Raw genomic sequence first — 17,200 nt, forward strand, 5'->3', positions numbered from 1 at the left:
AGCTACCTCGTCGGCCGGCCGATCGCGTGGAAGGACACCCGGCCCGGCTACTTCCCGCGACCGCGCCGGAGCAGGCGGCTGCCGACGAACAGCCCGGCCACCGCGACCGCCCCGACCGTCGCGATGATGCGGTTGACGTCGATGGCGGGCTGCCACCAGACCTCGCCGTTCTTGATCACGTACGCGCCGACCGGCCTGGCGATCAGTCCCAGACCGCCGCCCTCACCTCTGCGGCCCTGCTTGTCGTCGCCGTTTCCGCCGCCGCCGCCACCGGCTATCTGGGCCGCCGGGATCACGGTCACGCCGTCCTTCTCGACGGGCTCGCCGAACACCATCTTGGCGTCGAACGAGTCGCGGGCGCGGGCCAGCAGGTTCTCGATCTTCATCGTCGCTCCCCATGTCCGGTCTGGTGCGACAACCATCCCATGATCGCGGCTACCGCACGGGACCGGTCAGGCGGTGATGTTCGGCGACGGTCGCGACCGCGTAGCCGCCTCCGCCGGCGATGGCCAGTAGCCAGAACAGGTTCGGGGTGCCGAGGGTCAGGGCGAGGGTGGAGATCAGGGCTAGCCAGGTGCCGAGGCAGTAGTGCACGAGGTTGCGCCGCGCGATGCCCTCACCGAGGTAGAGCAGGCCGACTACGAGACCCGAGCCGGTGGGCCAGAGCACGGTCTGGAGCTCCGGCGCGTCGGCGATGGCGGTGAGGCCGGTGATGGCGAGGAAGAGGGCGGCGAACCCGCTGATCCAGGACAGGCCGAGGAGTTTCCCCGTCAGCACACCGGACCTGTCGGCGCCGCGCTGGGCGCGGGCGGCCGCGCGGGTGGCGAGCACGGTGCCGGCGGCGAGGCCGGCGCCGAGCAACGCCGGGGGCAGCCAGCCGGGCAGGGCGACCAACGGGTCGGCGCTCCGGGAGATGGCGGTGCTGCCGTGCCCGAGTACGTAGGCGAGGCCGAAGCTGAGGTAGGCGCCACGGTTGTCGACCTCGCCGACACGGGCGGCGGCGGGGGCGGGGAGCGCGAGTGTGGTCACGGCAGGTTCCTCCGGAAGCGTCAGTGAGATGGCGGGGCGTCAGGGAGTAGGGGGAGTCAGGAAACCGGCTGCGGGACGATGATGACCTTGCCCGCGACGGTGCGTGACTCGGCCAGCGCGAGGGCGGCCCCGGCGTCGGTCAGCGGGAACTCCGCGGCGACCTGTGGGGTGAGTACGCCGGCGGCGACCAGCGCCAGCACCTGGGTGAGGTCCTCGTTCAGCCGGGCGCGGAAGGTGTCCAGGCGGCGCTTGCCGGCCCAGAAGTTGTAGAAGTGGGCGTTCCTGCCGTTCGGCAGGTAGTGCCATGCCAGCAGGCGGACGAACGACCTGAGGACCGGCAGGCGCGAGTTGCCGTCGTCGTCCTTGGTGGCCGCGGTGCCGTAGGACACGAGCGTCCCGCCGCGGCGCAGCAGCCGCCACGAGTCCTTCAGTCCGGCGCCGCCGACGTGGTCGAACACCGCGTCGACGCCGTCCGGCGCGAGCTCGCGGATGCGTTGGTACAGGTGCGGGTCTCGGTAGTCGACCGGGGTGGCGCCCAGTTCACGGACCAGGTCGTGGTGTCGCGGCGAGGCCGTGCCGAGCACGGTGATCCCGGCGTGGCGGGCCAGCTGGGTGAGGGTCGAGCCGACGCCGCCGTTGGCGCCGAGCACCACGATCGTCCCGCCCGCGGGCACGCGGGCGGTGCGGTGCAGCATCTGCCAGGCCGTGATCCCGTTGACCACCACGGTCTCCGCGGCGGCCGCCGACACGTCGTCAGGCACGGGGACCAGGTCGGCGGCGTCGAGCAGCAGGGCACTGGCCCAGCCGCCGACCTTGGTGACGGCGGCGTACCGGCGGCCCACCATGCCGGTGTCGACGTCCGGGCCGACGGCGGTCACGGTGCCGACCACGTCGTAGCCGGGCACGAACGGGAAGGCCGGCTGGTCGTAGTACTTGCCGCGCCGCATCTGCTGTTCGGCGAACGAGACGCCCGTGGCGTCCATCCTCAGTACGACCTGGCCCGCGGCGGGAGCGGGGAGCTCGCGGGTGCGGACCCGCAGGCCGCTCGCCTCGACCTTGCCCGGCAGGACGATCTCGGTGGCGTGGGTGACAACGCTGCTGTTCATTGGCTGTGCTCCTGGGTCCCTGTTTGGTTACGCCAGTAAGGTTACGCATGTAAGTTTAAGTGAGGCAAGAGCTAACGCATGTAAGTTTTGTGATGTAAGCTCACGGGCATGGCAGACAGGACGGCGACCACCCGTACCCGCAACCGGCGTGGGGAGGGTGCCCGGCTGCGCGACGAGATCGTGGCCGCCGCGGTCGAGCTGCTCGACGAGACCGGCGACGAGGGCGCCATCACCCTGCGCTCCGTCGCCCGCCGCGCGGGGATCGCCGCGCCCTCGATCTACCGACACTTCCCCGACCAGCCGGCCATCATGCTGGCCGTCGTGCGCCAGGCGTTCGCCGAGCTGACGGCACTGCTACGCGACGAGGTGGCGGCCGCCGGCGACGATCCCCGGCGACGGCTCTTCGCCGGCTGCCACGCCTACCTGCGCTACGCCGAGGAACATCCGCAGCGGTACCGCCTCATGTTCGGCGGCCTCTGGATGCCCTCGCTGAACGACACGTCCGTGACCAGGGACGACGTGGCCACCCTCGGTGACGCCTGCATCGAGCTGCTCACCGGGACACTGGACGGCTGCGTCACCGCCGGCCTCGCCACCAGCGCCGACCTGCACACGGACACCATCGCGCTGTGGCTGGGCCTGCACGGGCTGGCCCACCAGCGAGCGTCGACCGTGGCCTTCCCGTGGCCACCTGACATCGCCGACCACATCATCACCACGTTGGCACACCTCAGGGACGCATGACCCCGTCCGCCGCACCCTCGGGTCATGGCCGTCGGTCCCACCGGCGGGAAGAATGACCGCGGACGTGGTCGAAGGAGGCGGTGTGGGCGCACGAGTTCTCATCACCGGGGGAGCGGGTTTCCTGGGTTCCCTGCTGGCGCGCCGGCTGCTGGCCGCGCCGGTCGCGCTGGGCGGCGGGACGGCCGAGCGGCTCGACGAGCTGGTTCTGGTCGACCTCGCCGCGCCGTCGGCCGACCTCGCCTCGGCCGACGGCGTCCGGCCTCTCACCGGTGAGCTGGCGTCCGTGCTCGCCGACGTGGGCGAGGTGGACGCGGTGTTCCACCTCGCCGGGGTGGTCAGCGGCGCGGCGGAGGCGGACTTCGACCTCGGGATGCGGACCAACGTGGACGGCATGCGGGCGGTACTGGAGTACGGGCGGCGCCACCGGGTGCCGCCGGTGCTGGTGTACTCCAGCTCGGTGGCGGTGTTCGGCGCCGATCCCGCGCTCGGCCCGCTCGGCACGGTCGACGACGACACCCTGCCGCGGCCGCAGACCAGCTACGGCATCCAGAAGTTCGTCGGCGAGCAGCTCGTCGCCGACTACACGCGCAGGGGTTTCGTCCGCGGCCGTTCCGTGCGGTTGATGACGGTGTCCGTCCGGCCCGGCAAGCCCAACGCGGCGGCGTCCGGGTTCCTGTCCGGGATCGTCCGCGAACCGGTCGCCGGGCAGCCTGCGGTGTGCCCGGTGCCGCCGGACACACCCGTCGCACTGTCCTCGCCCCGCGCGACCCTGGCCGCGATCGTGCGAGCCGCGGAGCTCGACGACGAGACGTGGGGGAGCAGGACCGGGATGAACCTGCCCGGACTGTCCACCACCCCAAGGGAGATGGCGGCCGCGCTGGATCGTGTCGCCGGCGCGGGCACGAGCGACCTGATCGACTGGACCGTCGATCCCGCCATCGACGCCATGGTGCGCACCTGGCCCGCCGACGTCCGTGCCCGCCGCGCCGAACGACTGGGCCTCACGACCGAGAAGTCCTTCGACGACGTCGTGCGTGCCTATCTCACCGACCTGACACAGCCGGGGAGTTCCTGACTTCACGCCGGCCTCGACGGGCGCGGTTTCGCCGGCGCCCTCTCGCCCCGACCCGACCGGCCGCGCGATGATGGGCGGGACATGCCATCGACGAACAGCCGCTTGTTCCCGCTGTACGCGGCGGGGTTCGTGACGGCGTTCGGTGCGCACAGCATCGCCGCCAGCCTCGGTGGGTACACCGAGGCCGAACACGCCTCGCTGCTGACCCTCGGCGTGCTGCTGGCGGTCTACGACGGCGCCGAGGTGGTGCTGAAGCCGCTGTTCGGCTCACTGGCCGACCGCGTCGGCCCGCGGCCGGTGCTGCTCGGCGGGCTGCTCGCGTTCACCCTCGCGTCCGCGGTGTTCGTCGTCGCCGGCAACCCGGCGCTGGTCGGCGTCGCCCGGCTCGGACAGGGTGCGGGCGCCGCGGCGTTCTCCCCGGCCGCCGGCACCCTGGTCGCCCGGCTGTCCCCGAGCCGCCAACACGGCCGGGCGTTCGGCGGGTACGGGGCGTGGAAGGGTCTGGGCTACACCCTCGGGCCGCTCCTCGGCGGCATCCTGATCACCGTCGGCGGGTACACCCTGTTGTTCGCCACGCTGGCCGTGCTCGCACTGGCGGTCGCCGCCTGGGCCGGCCTTGCGGTGCCCGCGGTCCAGCCGCTGCCGCGAACCCGTCAGACCGTGCTGGACCTGGCCCGCCGCCTCACCACCGGCAGCTTCCTCCAGCCGACGCTCGCGCTGGCCGCCGCGACCGCCGCCCTCGCCGCGGGGGTCGGGTTCCTCCCGGTGGTCGGCGCCGGACACGGCGTCAAGCCCCTGCTGACCGGTGCGGCGGTGTCGGTGCTGGCCGCCTGCGCCACCGTGGTCCAGCCCTGGAGCGGCCGGGCTCGTGACGCCGGGCGCCTGCGGGACGGCGTCGGCATGGGTGCCGGCCTGTTCCTCGCCGCGGCGGGAACGGCGGTGGCCGTGGTGCTTCCCGGTGTCGGCGGCCTCGTCCTGGCCGCCGCCGCGATCGGCGCCGGCACCGGGCTCGCCACCCCGGTCGCGTTCGCCCACCTGGCCGCGGCCACACCCGTCGAGCGGCTCGGCCAGACCATGGGCGCGGCGGAGGTGGGCCGGGAGATCGGCGATGCCGGTGGCCCACTGCTGGTCGGCGCGATCGCCGCGACGAGCACCCTCGGGCTGGGCCTGGGCGCGCTGGCCGTCCTCCTCACCGCGACCGCGGTGCTGGTGGCCATCCGGCCGTAGCGGGTTCTCACATTCGACCGGCGGCGAACGTCTTCGAGGCGAACGACGCCGAACGACGCCGAACGAAGGGGACACCGTGCACACGATCTTGCCGACACGGCTCGGGGAGCTGACCATTGTGCGGGACGGGGAGGCGATCGTGGGCCTGTACTTCCCGCACCACTGGTACCCGCCCGACCCGAGCACGTTCGGCCCACGCACCGAGGAAGGGTTCGGCGAGGTGGTGACGCAGCTCCAGGAGTACCTCGCCGGCGACCGGACGGAGTTCGACCTGCCGCTGGACCCCCGCGGCAGTGACCTGCGGCGCCGGGTGTGGCGCCTCGTCGCGGAGGTGCCGTTCGGGCAGACGACGACCTACGGCGACCTCGCCCGACGGCTCGGCCACGACCTCGACCCGCAGCAGGTCGGTGCGGCCGTCGGCCGCAACCCGCTGTGCATCCTCGTCCCGTGCCATCGGGTGGTCGGTAGCGGCGGCAAGCTCACCGGCTATGCCGGGGGACTGCGGCGCAAGCGGGCACTGCTGGATCTCGAGCAGCTCACGTTGCTGCCCCGCACCGACCCGGACCTCCAGTTCCAGCCTGATCAGCCGCGCACGTCAGCCGCGGCACCACCGCGGACAACGGTCGATCCGGTCGTGGCGCAGCACTCATAGCCACCTGGTGAGCCCGGCGGTCACCGCCGCGCCGGACGCGAGCGCGGCCAAGAACCCGTCCATGTCCGGAAGTTCGGCGGCCAGTGCTCCGGCGTGCTCGTCACCGGCTCTTGGCCGCGAAGATGTCGGCCGCGGCCGCCAGGGCGCGGCGTGACCGCGGTGGGTCCGCGAGGCTGATCGCGGCGTGGAGGATGTCGACGACCGCCAGGTGGGCCAGGCGGCTGCTCGACGGGGCCATGTGCAGGCCGAGGTCCGGTCCGCCGGCGACGAGCAGTGCGGTGGCCCGCCCGGCGAGCGGGGACGACGCGAAGCTCGTGATCGCGACGACGCCGGCCCCGGCCTGCCGGGCGGCGTCGACGACGGACAGCGTCTCCTCGCTGCGGCCGCTGTGGCTGATCGCGACCAGCGTCGAGTCCGGCTTGAGCAACCGTGCCTGCAGCTGTGCGGTGCGTGCGTCGTGCGGGGCACTGACGCGGCAGCCGATGGCGGTCCACCGGTAGGCGGCGTCGGCGGCGGGGGCGGCCGACGTGCCGACGCCGAACACGACGATGCTCTCGGCGCGGGTGAGCAGGTCGACGGCATGCCGCAGTGCGGACGGGTCGAGCGTCGCGCGGGTGGCGCCGATGCTGCTGGCGTGGCTGCCGAGCACCAGCTCGGTGATGTCGTCCACTGTGGACTCGGCGGTCAGCTCGTCCGGCGGTGCGGCGCCCGGCCGCAGCGCGAGATCCTGCACGAGCGCGCGTTTGAGCTCGCCGAACCCGTCGAACCCCGCGGCACGGGCGGCCCGCACGATCGTCGCGGGCGAGACACCCGCCCGGTCCGCGACCTCGTTGGTGGTGGCCGCCTGTACGAACGCCGAGTCGGTCAGCACCAACCGCATCACCTTGGCGTCGCTCGGCCGCAGCCCGGGCAGCAGGGCGGCGATCGTCGCGTGCAGCCCGCCGGGGATGCCGGAAACCATGTTTCCGATGCTAGCATCGATTGGAAACGGGATTTCTTCGTGGAGGGGGTGTCGTGCACGCCGTCCCGCTCGTGCTGCTGCTGACGGCCTCGTGCCTCCACGCTGCCTGGAACTTCGCGGCGAAGCGGGTCGGCGACGGCGGCGCGGTGTTCGTCTGGTGGTACTACACGGTTTCCGCCGTCCTGTGTGTCCCGCTCGCGGTCGGTGAGCTGCTGCTGTCGGACGACCTGCGCCCGCGGTGGTGGTGGCTCGTGGCCGCCGCCGGAACGGCGGTACTACACGTCGGCTACGGCATCGTGCTCCAGCGCGGCTACGCCGCCGGCGACATGTCGGTGGTGTACCCGCTGGCGCGGGGGACCGGGCCGCTGCTGTCGGTGATCGTCGCCGTGCTGGTCCTCGGTGAGCGCCCCGGCGTGCTCGGCCTCGCCGGCGCCGGCGCGGTCGTGGCCGGCGTGCTGGTGATCAGCGCGGGCCGTCCCGCGGGCGGTGACCCGCGGCTGACCAGCGTGTTCTACGGCCTGCTCACCGGCGCCACGATCGCGGGCTACACGCTGTGGGACGCCCGTTCCGTCAACGCCATCGGCATGCCCCCGCTGCTCTACTTCGCCGCCGGTTCCGTGCTGCAGACCGTCCTGCTCACGCCGTACGCCCTCGCCCGCCCGGCGGCACGCCGCCGCCTGTGGGCCGGCCACCGCCGCGAGATCCTGGTCATCGCGGTGCTCTCCCCGCTCGCCTACCTCCTCGTGCTGTACGTCCTGCGAACGACCCCGGTCAGCGTGGTCGCACCGGTCCGCGAGCTGAGCATCGTCATAGGCAGCCTCATCGCCTGGCGCGTCCTAGGCGAACCCAACCCGCTACGACGTCTCATCGGCGCCGTGATCGTCCTCTCCGGCATAGTCGGCATCGCCCTGAGCTGACCACCGACCCAACCGCGAGTCCCGCGTCCAAACACCGCGAGTCGCGCGTTGAAACACCGCGAGTCCCGCGTTCGGACACACCGACCTGCGGGTTCGTGCAGATCATGGCCCGGGCGTGTGCACGAAAACGGGACTCGGTACACGAAACGCGACTCGGTATGCCCGAAAACGGGACTCGGTATGCGTGAACGCGGGACTCGTGGGTGGGTGAACGCGGGACTCGCGGTGGGTGGACGCGGGACTCGGTGTGGGTGAATGCGGGACTCGCGGGTGGTGGGGGTGGTGGTGTCGTTGAGCCGAGTTGGGGTGTGGGCGGTAGAACTGTCCGTATGACTGATGTCGTGGATGTGCATCGTCCGGTTTCGGGTGATGTGATCGACTTGATTCTGGCCGATCATGCGTTGTTCGAGCTGCTGTTGCGGCAGTTGCGGGATGCCAGTGCTGACCGTGACGCGGTTCGGGGTGCGTTGGCCAACGTGTTGGTCGCCCACGCGGAGGCGGAGGAGAAGTTCGTCTACCCGAAGCTGCGGAAGCGTTCGGCGGTGGGCGCGCACGAGGCGGAACACGGCGCGGAGGAGCACGCGGAAGGGCACGAGGCGCTGCTGAAGGTGCTGGAGCTGAAGGGCACCGACACGAAGGCGTTCGACGACGCGGTGGAGGAGCTGTCGGCGAAGGTCAACCATCACCTGGTCGAGGAGGAGCTGACGATCCTCAACCCCGCGCGGAGCGAGCTGGGTTCCCGTGCGCGGGCCGACCTGGGTGCGGAGTTCGTCAGGGAGCGCAACCGCCAGATCGACGACAACTGCGGCACGCTGACGAACGTGCGTGCGCTGGTGGCCCGTTCCCGACGGGAGGGCAAGCTCGACTGACCCGGTCCGCGGGCGTGACTGAGCCGGTCCGCCGGGCGCGGGCTGGTGTCCTGACTCGAAGGCAGGGCACCAGGTTGGCAGGGCACCAGGTTGGCAGGGCACTAGGTTGTGTGGCGTGGGACGTAGCCGCAAGGCCCACGAGCCGGTGACGTGGGAGATCGACTCCGGTGTCGCGGAGCTGTTGCCGGATCCGGACGTGCCGGACGAGTGGACCCTGTGCGTCAACGGCACGCCGCAGTCCCATGTCGACCTCGCCGACCCCGCCCGCATCGAGTTCGAGTACGTGCGCCGGCTGGCACACGTGGCCGATCTCGTCGCGCCGGCCGGCGCTCCGGTGCGGGCCCTGCACCTGGGTGGAGGCGCCCTGACGCTGCCCCGCTACGTCGCCGCCACGCGCCCGGACTCGGCTCAGCAGGTGGTCGAGATCGACGCTGCCCTGATCGACCTCGTGCGCACCCGGCTGCCCGTCGACCGCTCGTGGCGCATCCGGATCCGGCAGGGCGACGCGCGCGCCGAGCTGGCCACGGCGGAGGTGGGCTCGTTCGACCTCATCGTCACCGACGTGTTCGTGGGCGCCCGCACGCCGGCCCACCTGACCTCGGTCGAGTTCGTGTCACTGGCCGCCGACGCGCTGCGCCCGGCCGGTGTCTACGCGGCCAACATCACCGACGGCACGTCACTGGCGTTCGCCAGAGCGCAGGTCGCGACCGTGTGTGCGGTGTTCCCGCACGTCTGCGTCCTCGCCGAGCCCGCCGTGTTCCGGGGACGGCGTTTCGGCAACTTCATCCTGGTCGGCTCCCGGGTGGAACTGCCCGTCGCGGACCTCACCCGCAGGACGGCCGGCGACCCGTTTCCCGGCCGCATCGAACACGGCGAGTCCCTGACGCGCTTCACCGGCGGCACCCGGCCCGTCACCGACGAGACCGCCACGATGTCACCGTCCCCGCCAAGAGGCACCTTCGGCCTGCCCGCCTGAGCGGGGTGCCCATCGGCGTAGGCGTCCACATCGGAACGTGCGCAGCTCACGTCCGCGCCGGCATGGCGATGAGGCTGATCATGCGGCGCGTGCGGTCCTGGTCGGGATCGCGGCCGAGCCGGGCGGTGACGACCGCGCGGATCTCGGTCAGCAGCTCATTCATCTCGGTGTCGGTCAACCACAGTGCGGCCTGCTGGTAGGTCACGCCGTCGGTGGTGGGGTCGACCGGTTCGCCGACCAGATACTGGTCGAAGTCGGCCAGCAGCCCGCCGACGAACGCGGTGAACGCCCGCCGGTGGTCGTCGGCGGTCATGGTGGCCTTGTCGGCCGGGTCGATCTCTGCGTGGCGCCAGCTCACCCGGTAGGTGCGTTCGACCGTGCCACGGACCCGTTTCTCGTCGAGCACCTCGAGCACGCCCGCGTTGGCCAGCGCCGCGACGTGCCGGTACATCGTCGCGGGCGGGATGTCGGGCAGCCGCTCGCGTAGCTGCGCGGTCGTGGCGGGGTGGCCGTCCAGGAAGGTGCGCAGGATCCGCAGCCGAACGGGGTGCAGCAGCACGTCGAGAGTCGCCATGGACACATCATTCCAACGTCTGGTACTTTTATCAAAATTGATAACCATGGAGGTAGATCATGTCTGGGGCCGACACAACAACGGAGACCGGCGTCGTGCGGGAGATCGAGCTGGCCGCGCCGGCGGCGGACGGAGTGGCGCTCGCCGGCACGCTCACCCTGCCCACCACGCCCGGCCCGCACCCGGCGGTGCTGTGCCTGCCCGGCTCGGGGAAGATCGACCGCGACGCCAACGCCGGCCGCGTGCGCATGGAGCTTGGCCGTCCGCTCGCGTACGCCCTTGCCGCGCAGGGCATCGCCTCACTGCGTTACGACCGCCGCGGCGTGGGCGCCACCCCCGGTGACTGGCACACGGTCGGGTTCCTCGACAACCGGGCCGACGCCGTGGCCGCGCTGCACGCCCTGCGTGGCCACCCGGAGGTCGCCCCGCGCGCCGTCGGCGTGCTCGGGCACAGCGAGGGCGCGGTGCATGCGATGTGGCTGGCCGCTCATGCCCAGCCCGCGGCTGCCGTCCTGCTGTCCGGCTACGCGCGTCCCGGCGAGGAGGCCGTGCGCTGGCAGGGGAGCCAGCTCGCCGCCTCGCTGCCGCGTCCGGTCCGCCCGCTGCTGCCCGTCCTGCGTCGCGTCGCCACCCGGCAGCTGGCCCGGTTGGCCGCGACCACGACCGACTCGGCCCGCATCGGCGGCATGCGGCTCAACGCCCGGTGGTGGCGTGAGCAGCTGGCCTACGACCCCAGCGCGGACCTCGCCCGCATCACGGTTCCCGTCCTGGCGGTCACCGGTGACAAGGACGTCCAGGTCGATCCCGCCGACCTGGACGTGATCGCCCGCCTGATCCCCGGCGGCGCGGAGACCCACCGTGTTCCCGGCCTCACCCACATCCTCCGCCGCACCGACGGCCCGGGCTCCGTGTTCGCCTACCGCCGCCTGCTACGCCAGCCGGTCGACGCCGACCTGCTCACCGGCGTCGCTCGCTGGCTGGCCGGCCGGCTCCGGTGATCGACCCTCACCCGCGTGGGACGCCGTGCCGCCGGAAGTCGGCGGCCTCGGTGAGGTGACGTCGGCGCGTTGGTCCGGCTCGCCCTGGCCGCCGTTTCCGGGCTCCGGCACGGGATCGCGGTGGTCGAGCAGGTGGGGGAGTGACCGGTCGAGCCAGCGTGGGAGCCACCAGTTCCAGCGGCCGAGCAGGACCATGGTCGCCGGCACGAGCAGGCAGCGCACGATGGTGGCATCGACGACGATGGCGGTGGCCAGGCCGAGGCCGAAGATCTTGACGGTGGGGTTGTCGACCAGGACGAAGCTGGCGAACACGCACACCATGATCAGGGCGGCGGAGGTGATCACGCCACCGGTCTCCGCGAGGCCGCGGCGCACGGCCAGGCGGTTGTCGCCGGTGCGGGCCCAGTGTTCCTGGACCGCCGAGAGCAGGAAGACCTCGTAGTCCATGGAGAGTCCGAACAGGACGGCGAACAGCACCATCGGCACGTAGCTGTCGATCGGCACCGACCCGTCGAGGCCGAGCAGGCCCGCGCCCCAGCCCCACTGGAACACCGCGGTGACCACCCCGTACGCGGCGCTCACGGACACGATGTTCATCAGCGCCGCCTTGACCGGCAGCAGCACCGACCGGAACGCCAGCAGCAACAGCACACACGCCACCCCGACGACCACGAGGATGAGCCACGACAGCCGTTCGGTGATGCGGTTCGCCAGGTCGAGGCGTGTCGCGGTCCCGCCACCGACGTGTGCCGTGCCGAACCGGGGCAGCACCTCGGTCCGCAGCCGCTCGACGAGGTCGCCGGTCGCGGGGTCGGAAGGGGGCGTGTCCGGGACGACCCGCAGGGACACCGCGCCGGCGGGCAGCCGACGCGGCGGTGCCACCGACGCGACACCCGCGGTCGCGCCCAGGGCGGCCGCGGCGGGCCCGGCCTGGGCCGGGTCGGTCAGCACCACGGTGAGCGGGCCGTTCTCACCCGGCCCCCACCCGGCGGCGGTGGCGTTGTAGTGCAGCACGGTCTGCTGGTCGGTGCCGCGGTCACCGGCGTCGGACTGGCCGAGCCGCAGCGCGAGCGCCGGCGCACCGAGCCCGAGCAGCACGACCGCGCTGGCGACCGCGACGGCCACGGGCCGGCGGGTGGCCCACCACCCGAACCGGCCCCACGCGCCGCGGTCGAGGTCGTCGTCCGTGGCCGCGGCCGGCCGGCCGCGGCTCAGCCTGGTGCCCGCCATGGCGAGCACGGCCGGGGCCAGCGTGACGGCCGACAGCACGGCGCCGGCGACCAGCAGCGCGCTGCTCCAGCCGAGCCAGGACACGAAGTCGATGCCGGTGAGCATCAACCCGCTGATCGCCACGACCACGGTCGCGCCGGCGAACAACACGGCGGCGCCGGCCGACCGGGCGGTACGGGCCACGGCGTCCGGCACGGGCACCCCGGCGGCGAGCAGCCTGCGCTGTCTGTTGACCAGGAACAGCGTGTAGTCCACGCCCACCCCGAGCCCGATCATCGCGGCGAGCGTCGGCGCGACGTCGGGGATGCTGACGGCGCTCTTCAGCATGTCCAGCCCGGCGAGCCCGCCGACGACCACGACCACCGCGGAGACGATCGGCAGCAGCGCCGCGACCGCCGAGCCGAACGCCAGCAGCAGCACCACCAACGCGGCCACGATCCCGATGATCTCGCTCGGCCGGGAGTTCAGCGCCGACAGCTCACGTCCCAGCGTCCCGCCGAGCGCCACGTCCATCCCCGCCGCACGCGCGGGTCCGGTGGCGTCGAGCACCTGCTGTCCCAGTGCCTTGCCGGCGGTGACGCCGGGGTCGAGCGGCACGGTGAACCGCACCGCGGTCCGGTTCGGGCTCGGCTCGACCCGCGCGGGTACCGTGCCGACCCCCGGCACCGCCGACACGGCGACGACCGTGTCCCGTATCGCGGCCCGAAGTCCTGGCGAGTCAACGCGCGTGCCGGCCGGCGCGGTGAGCACCAGCTGGGAACTCTGTTGGCCGAACGGTTTGTCCGCGGACAGCAGCGCGTTGGCCGCCTCGCTGTCGCTGCCGGGCACCACGACGTCGTCGGCCGTCGTGCCGTCCACCAGCCGAGCGCCGGCCAACAACCCGACCGCGAGCAAGACCCATAACAGCACCACCAGCTTGCGGTGGCGCCCACACCACCCCGCGAGCGCTGAGAGCACCTCGAACCCCTCCAGTTTCGTCGAGGTGCACATCCTGCCGCAGCGACCCGGCCGCGCCGGTCGCCACCCGGAAGTCCGGCACGGAAGTGCCGCGCCGGTCCCGTTCAGCGCACGGACGAGTACGAGGGCGCGAACCGGCTGGGGCGGCTGTCAGGACGCCGCTTCGAGCGGCGGGTTGTTGCGCCATGCGGCGGCGAGGTCCTGTATCGGCAGGTCGAGTACCTCGCTGAGGCAGGCGATCGTGCCGAACGCGGGGGTCGGGAGCCGACCGGTCTCGATCTTGCGCAGCGTCTCCGGCGACATGCCGGCCGCATTGGCCACCTCACCGAGATCGCGGTCCGCCCGCGCGTCACGGAGCAGCCTGCCCAGACGCCTGCCGGCCTCGATCTGTTCGGACGTGAGCGGGTTGCGGACCACGCCGCCAGCATACGGCTGGTATTTTAATACCGCAAGTGCTACGTTGGTATTATTATACCGACGATGCGAGGGAACCGATGATCGAGCTGAAGACGCCCGCGGAGATCGAACGGATGCACACCACCGGGCAGTTCATCGCCCAGATCCTGTCCGAGCTCAGCGAACTGGCCGACGTGGGCGTCAACCTCCTCGACCTGGAACACCACGTCCGTGACCGGATTCGCGAGCGCGGGGCCCAGTCCTGCTACTGGGACTACGCCCCGTCCTTCGGCAACGGCCCGTTCCGCAACGTCATCTGCCTGTCGGTCAACGACGCCGTGCTCCACGGACTGCCCCACGACTACCCGCTGCGCGACGGGGACATCCTCACCATGGACCTCGCGGTCGGCATCGACGGCTGGGTCGCGGACGCCGCCCGCACCATCATCGTGGGCACCCCGTCCGACGACGACCTGCGACTGCTCCGCGCGACCGAGGAGGCGCTCGTCGCCGGCATCGAGGCCGCGCGGCCGGGCAACCGGCTGGGTGACATCTCCTCGGCGATCGAGACGGTCGCCACCGGCTACGGCTACCCGATCAACAACGAGTTCGGCGGCCACGGCCTCGGACGAACCATGCACGAGGACCCGCATGTCCCCAACAGGGGTCGCGCCGGCCGTGGCCTCAAGCTTCGCGCGGGCATGACCCTGGCACTCGAACCCTGGTTCGCCCGCACCACCGACCGGATCATCTTCGACCCCGACGGCTGGACCATCCGCTCGGCCGACGGCTCCCGCACCGCCCACTCCGAACACACGGTCGCGATCACCGAGACCGGCCCGCGGGTGCTCACCCAACGCCTGCCACACCACGTGGACTCGGCCTCGGCGTGAGCTCGGCAGACGACACCGAGACCGGGGACCTGGCGAGCGGGCAGCAGGTGGACGGGTAGGCATGAACCGCGCCAGGGCTACTCCGCCCGGGCCGGGCGGAGTACCCGGCGTACGGCGTCCCGCAGCCACTGGTGGGCGCCGTCGGCGGTGTGGCGCGGGTGCCAGGCCATGCCGATCGTCAGCGGTGGGAGCGGCAGGGGGATCTCCAGCAGGCGCAGTCCCATCGCCGCTGCCGCGTCGCCGAGTGGTGACGGGGGCTCGCCCGGCTGCGCGGTCGGCACCAGGCAGACCACGTCGCCGGCCGCGGCCAGCGCCATCGCCGCCAGATGCCCGGGCAGGACGGCGCTGACCTGCCGGCTGAGCCCTTGCTCGGCCAGGGCCGCGTCGAGCGGGCCGGTGAAGCGTCCTCGACGACTGACCGCCACGTGCTGGGCCGCGGCCAGCCTGGCGGGTGTCAGTGTTCCTTCGGTGAGCGGGTGCCCGGCCCGGACACCGGCCGCCATCCGCAGCGTGACCAGCTCCTCGACCCGGGTCTCCGGGTCGGTGTGGTCGATGGCCCCGATCTCCAGGTCGATCCGGCCGTCGCGCAGCGCGGGGCTCTCCTCCCACTCCTCGGCCAGCACCCGCAGCGAGACGCCCGGCGCCTCGCGCCGGGCCAGCGCGAGCAGGCCCGGCGCGAGCGCCGCGCCGACCAGGTCCGAGGCCTGGACGGTGAAGGCGCGCCGCAGTGCGGCGGGGTCGATCCGGCCGCTCGGGGTGAGCAACGCCGCCAGCCGGCGCACCACCGCGGCGGCCTCGTCCCGCAGTGCCTCGGCGCGGGGGGTGGGCACCATCGCCTGACCCGCCCGCACCAGAAGCGGATCCTGGAGCACCCGGCGCAGCCGGGCCAGGGTGCGGCTCATCGCCGCGGGGGAGGTGCGCAGCCGCGCGGCGGCCAGGGTGACGCTCTGCTCGGTCAGCAGCGCGTCGAGGGCGACGGCGAGGTTGGCGTCCAGGTTCGAGGCAGGGCTGTTCACCGGCGTTATTCCGTTTCGGGCAATGATTGGATGCTGAAGTTCCCATTGTGGCAATGCCATTCGGGTCCGCACGCTGAGGGGGCTGGACCGATCCGACCCGACCGAGAGGTTTTCATGATCGTCATTACCGCCCCCACCGGGAACATCGGCAGGCGGCTGCTGTCACTGCTGGTCGAGGCCGCGCCCGCACGCGGAGAGGACCTGCGTGTCGTCGTCCGCGACCCTGCCCGGCTCCCCGAGGCCGTCCGCGGCCGGATCGAGGTGGTCACCGGCTCGCACGGCGACGCCGCGACCGTCGACCGCGCCCTCTCCGGTGCCGACGCCGTCTTCTGGCTGGTGCCACCGGACTCCTCGGCCACGCCCGACGAGGCCTACAGCGGCTTCACCCGCCCGGCCGCGCGGGCGTTCGCGGCACACGGTGTCGGTCATGTCGTCGGCGTCTCGGCGCTCGGCCGCGGCACCCCGCAGGCCGCCCGGGCTGGGCTGGTCACCGCGTCCCTGGCCATGGACGACCTGATCGGCGGCTCCGGGGTCGCCTACCGCGCGCTGGCCTGTCCCTCCTTCTTCGAGAACCTGCTGGAGGAAGCCGAGTCGATCCGCGAGCACGGCGTCTTCACCGACACCGTCGCCGCGGACCGCCGTGCCCCGCTGGTGGCCGTCGCCGACATCGCCGCGACGGCGGCCGGTCTGCTGCTGGACCGCTCCTGGACCGGCGTCGGCAGCGTGCCGGTGCTCGGCCCGGAGGACCTCTCGCCCAACGACCTGGCCCGCATCATGACCGAGGAGCTGGGCCGGCCGGTCCGCTACCAGCGCCAGCCGCTCGACGAGCTGCGGTCCACCCTGCTCGGCTACGGCCTCGACGAGGCGTTCGTCGAGGGGGTCGTCGACATGAAGCGCGCCAAGGACCAGGGCCTGGACTCGGGTGTCGACCGCGCGCCGCGGACGGGCCCGGCCACCGGGTTCGCGCGGTGGTGCGCGGCGACGCTCAAGCCCGCCGTCCTCGCCGCCCCGGAGGCAGTCGACGCCCACTGACCGAACCGAGGTCAGGCCGCTGCCGGCACCGGTCGCCCGGCTCGACCTGCCTTCGTCGACGCGACGGCCACCGTCAGGCCGGCGAGGCTCAGTGCCACGCCGACCCAGGCGGTGGCGGCGTACCCCCAGCCGGCCGTGATGGCCAGGCCGCCCAGCCACGCGCCGGCGCCGTTCGCGATGTTCAGTGCCGAGTGGTTCGACGAGGACGCGAGCGACGGCGCGTCCGGGGAGACGTCCATCAGGCGCACCTGCAACGCGGAGGCGAGGACCTGCGACACCAGGCCGATCAGGAACACCGAACCGAAGGCGGCCAACGGGATCGTGGCCGTCAGGCCGAACAGGGCGAGCACCACCGTCACCGAGGCCAGCGCCCCGAACACGGCACCCATGACCGACCGGTCCACGAAGCGGCCACCGACCGCCGCACCGAGGGTCATGCCGAGGCCGAACACCGCCAGCATCCAGGGCACCGCGGAGTCCGGCAGCCCGGTGACCTCGGTGGTGATCGGTGAGATGTAGGAGTAGACGGCGAACATGCCGCCGAAGCC

General features: G+C 72.6%; 19 protein-coding genes. 10 read left to right on the forward strand and 9 right to left on the reverse strand.

Annotated elements, in window-relative coordinates:
• Positions 1–47: 47 nt before the first annotated feature.
• Genes VET29_RS09380 through VET29_RS09390 form a run of 3 tightly spaced genes read right to left on the reverse strand, consistent with a single transcriptional unit; the run spans position 48 to position 2,135 of the window.
• On the reverse strand, positions 48–386 hold the full coding sequence (locus tag VET29_RS09380; protein ID WP_324917650.1) for a spore germination protein GerW family protein: 339 nt from the start codon (positions 384–386) through the stop codon (positions 48–50).
• A 49-nt stretch (positions 387–435) separates the two neighbouring features.
• The gene (locus tag VET29_RS09385) at positions 436–1,029 is read right to left on the reverse strand and encodes an ABC transporter permease (protein ID WP_324917653.1); all 594 of its coding nucleotides are present in this window, start codon (positions 1,027–1,029) and stop codon (positions 436–438) included.
• Positions 1,030–1,085: 56 nt separating this feature from the next.
• The gene (locus VET29_RS09390) at positions 1,086–2,135 is read right to left on the reverse strand and encodes a medium chain dehydrogenase/reductase family protein (RefSeq protein WP_324917657.1); all 1,050 of its coding nucleotides are present in this window, start codon (positions 2,133–2,135) and stop codon (positions 1,086–1,088) included.
• Positions 2,136–2,243: 108 nt separating this feature from the next.
• Here VET29_RS09390 and VET29_RS09395 point away from each other — a divergent pair, with 108 nt between their 5' ends.
• From VET29_RS09395 to VET29_RS09410, 4 genes are all read left to right on the forward strand, one after another.
• Positions 2,244–2,879, forward strand: a complete 636-nt coding sequence (locus VET29_RS09395) for a TetR/AcrR family transcriptional regulator (protein ID WP_324917660.1) — start codon at positions 2,244–2,246, stop codon at positions 2,877–2,879.
• A gap of 82 nt (positions 2,880–2,961) precedes the next feature.
• A complete protein-coding gene (gene denD / locus VET29_RS09400) occupies positions 2,962–3,954 on the forward strand; it encodes a D-erythronate dehydrogenase (protein ID WP_324917664.1) in 993 nt (330 codons plus the stop codon).
• An 81-nt stretch (positions 3,955–4,035) separates the two neighbouring features.
• Positions 4,036–5,181 (forward strand): MFS transporter, encoded by a 1,146-nt coding sequence (locus tag VET29_RS09405; protein WP_324917667.1) that lies wholly within the window; start codon positions 4,036–4,038, stop codon positions 5,179–5,181.
• 76 nt (positions 5,182–5,257) lie between these two features.
• Positions 5,258–5,833 (forward strand): methylated-DNA--[protein]-cysteine S-methyltransferase, encoded by a 576-nt coding sequence (locus VET29_RS09410; RefSeq protein ID WP_324917670.1) that lies wholly within the window; start codon positions 5,258–5,260, stop codon positions 5,831–5,833.
• A gap of 100 nt (positions 5,834–5,933) precedes the next feature.
• Here VET29_RS09410 and VET29_RS09415 read toward each other — a convergent pair whose 3' ends face one another.
• Positions 5,934–6,794 carry a MurR/RpiR family transcriptional regulator gene (locus VET29_RS09415; RefSeq protein WP_324917673.1) on the reverse strand — a complete coding sequence of 287 codons (861 nt, stop codon included), beginning with the start codon at positions 6,792–6,794 and terminating at the stop codon, positions 5,934–5,936.
• A gap of 53 nt (positions 6,795–6,847) precedes the next feature.
• Here VET29_RS09415 and VET29_RS09420 point away from each other — a divergent pair, with 53 nt between their 5' ends.
• From VET29_RS09420 to VET29_RS09430, 3 genes are all read left to right on the forward strand, one after another.
• Positions 6,848–7,711 (forward strand): DMT family transporter, encoded by an 864-nt coding sequence (locus VET29_RS09420; RefSeq protein WP_324917676.1) that lies wholly within the window; start codon positions 6,848–6,850, stop codon positions 7,709–7,711.
• Between the two features lie 371 nt (positions 7,712–8,082).
• Entirely contained in the window at positions 8,083–8,580 is a 498-nt protein-coding gene (locus VET29_RS09425; RefSeq protein WP_324917679.1) for a hemerythrin domain-containing protein, read from the forward strand.
• A 115-nt stretch (positions 8,581–8,695) separates the two neighbouring features.
• A complete protein-coding gene (locus VET29_RS09430) occupies positions 8,696–9,556 on the forward strand; it encodes a fused MFS/spermidine synthase (protein ID WP_324917682.1) in 861 nt (286 codons plus the stop codon).
• Positions 9,557–9,602: 46 nt separating this feature from the next.
• Here VET29_RS09430 and VET29_RS09435 read toward each other — a convergent pair whose 3' ends face one another.
• Positions 9,603–10,130 (reverse strand): helix-turn-helix domain-containing protein, encoded by a 528-nt coding sequence (locus VET29_RS09435; protein ID WP_324917686.1) that lies wholly within the window; start codon positions 10,128–10,130, stop codon positions 9,603–9,605.
• A 59-nt stretch (positions 10,131–10,189) separates the two neighbouring features.
• Between VET29_RS09435 and VET29_RS09440 the strand changes: the two genes are divergently transcribed.
• Positions 10,190–11,128, forward strand: coding sequence for an alpha/beta hydrolase family protein (locus VET29_RS09440; protein WP_324917689.1), 939 nt, complete (start codon positions 10,190–10,192; stop codon positions 11,126–11,128).
• On the opposite strand, the gene VET29_RS09445 is transcribed toward VET29_RS09440, so the two are convergent.
• On the reverse strand, positions 11,060–13,315 hold the full coding sequence (locus tag VET29_RS09445) for an MMPL family transporter (RefSeq protein WP_324917692.1): 2,256 nt from the start codon (positions 13,313–13,315) through the stop codon (positions 11,060–11,062). The genes VET29_RS09440 and VET29_RS09445 overlap by 69 nt on opposite strands.
• A gap of 150 nt (positions 13,316–13,465) precedes the next feature.
• The gene (locus tag VET29_RS09450) at positions 13,466–13,732 is read right to left on the reverse strand and encodes a helix-turn-helix transcriptional regulator (RefSeq protein ID WP_324917695.1); all 267 of its coding nucleotides are present in this window, start codon (positions 13,730–13,732) and stop codon (positions 13,466–13,468) included.
• Positions 13,733–13,809: 77 nt separating this feature from the next.
• On the opposite strand from VET29_RS09450, the gene map reads away from it, so the two are divergent.
• Positions 13,810–14,604: a type I methionyl aminopeptidase gene (gene map / locus VET29_RS09455; RefSeq protein ID WP_324917697.1), complete on the forward strand. Its 795-nt coding sequence runs from the start codon at positions 13,810–13,812 to the stop codon at positions 14,602–14,604.
• Positions 14,605–14,681: 77 nt separating this feature from the next.
• On the opposite strand, the gene VET29_RS09460 is transcribed toward map, so the two are convergent.
• A complete protein-coding gene (locus tag VET29_RS09460; protein WP_324917700.1) occupies positions 14,682–15,620 on the reverse strand; it encodes a LysR substrate-binding domain-containing protein in 939 nt (312 codons plus the stop codon).
• A 114-nt stretch (positions 15,621–15,734) separates the two neighbouring features.
• Here VET29_RS09460 and VET29_RS09465 point away from each other — a divergent pair, with 114 nt between their 5' ends.
• A complete protein-coding gene (locus VET29_RS09465) occupies positions 15,735–16,652 on the forward strand; it encodes an NAD(P)H-binding protein (RefSeq protein ID WP_324917703.1) in 918 nt (305 codons plus the stop codon).
• Positions 16,653–16,663: 11 nt separating this feature from the next.
• On the opposite strand, the gene VET29_RS09470 is transcribed toward VET29_RS09465, so the two are convergent.
• The coding region (locus tag VET29_RS09470) for an MFS transporter (RefSeq protein WP_324917705.1) at positions 16,664–17,200 on the reverse strand (537 nt) is incomplete at its 5' end.

It is taken from the genome of Actinophytocola sp., assembly GCF_035634895.1.
Taxonomy (GTDB): domain Bacteria; phylum Actinomycetota; class Actinomycetes; order Mycobacteriales; family Pseudonocardiaceae; genus Actinophytocola.

Excerpts from the sequence above, each read along its gene's own strand:
- VET29_RS09415 (WP_324917673.1), bottom strand. The coding sequence starts at position 6,794 with ATGGTTTCCGGCATCCCCGGCGGGCTGCACGCGACGATCGCCGCCCTG.
- map (WP_324917697.1), top strand. The coding sequence starts at position 13,810 with ATGATCGAGCTGAAGACGCCCGCGGAGATCGAACGGATGCACACCACC.
- VET29_RS09440 (WP_324917689.1), top strand. The coding sequence starts at position 10,190 with ATGTCTGGGGCCGACACAACAACGGAGACCGGCGTCGTGCGGGAGATC.
- VET29_RS09395 (WP_324917660.1), top strand. The coding sequence starts at position 2,244 with ATGGCAGACAGGACGGCGACCACCCGTACCCGCAACCGGCGTGGGGAG.
- VET29_RS09405 (WP_324917667.1), top strand. The coding sequence starts at position 4,036 with ATGCCATCGACGAACAGCCGCTTGTTCCCGCTGTACGCGGCGGGGTTC.
- VET29_RS09465 (WP_324917703.1), top strand. The coding sequence starts at position 15,735 with ATGATCGTCATTACCGCCCCCACCGGGAACATCGGCAGGCGGCTGCTG.
- VET29_RS09390 (WP_324917657.1), bottom strand. The coding sequence starts at position 2,135 with ATGAACAGCAGCGTTGTCACCCACGCCACCGAGATCGTCCTGCCGGGC.
- VET29_RS09380 (WP_324917650.1), bottom strand. The coding sequence starts at position 386 with ATGAAGATCGAGAACCTGCTGGCCCGCGCCCGCGACTCGTTCGACGCC.
- VET29_RS09435 (WP_324917686.1), bottom strand. The coding sequence starts at position 10,130 with ATGGCGACTCTCGACGTGCTGCTGCACCCCGTTCGGCTGCGGATCCTG.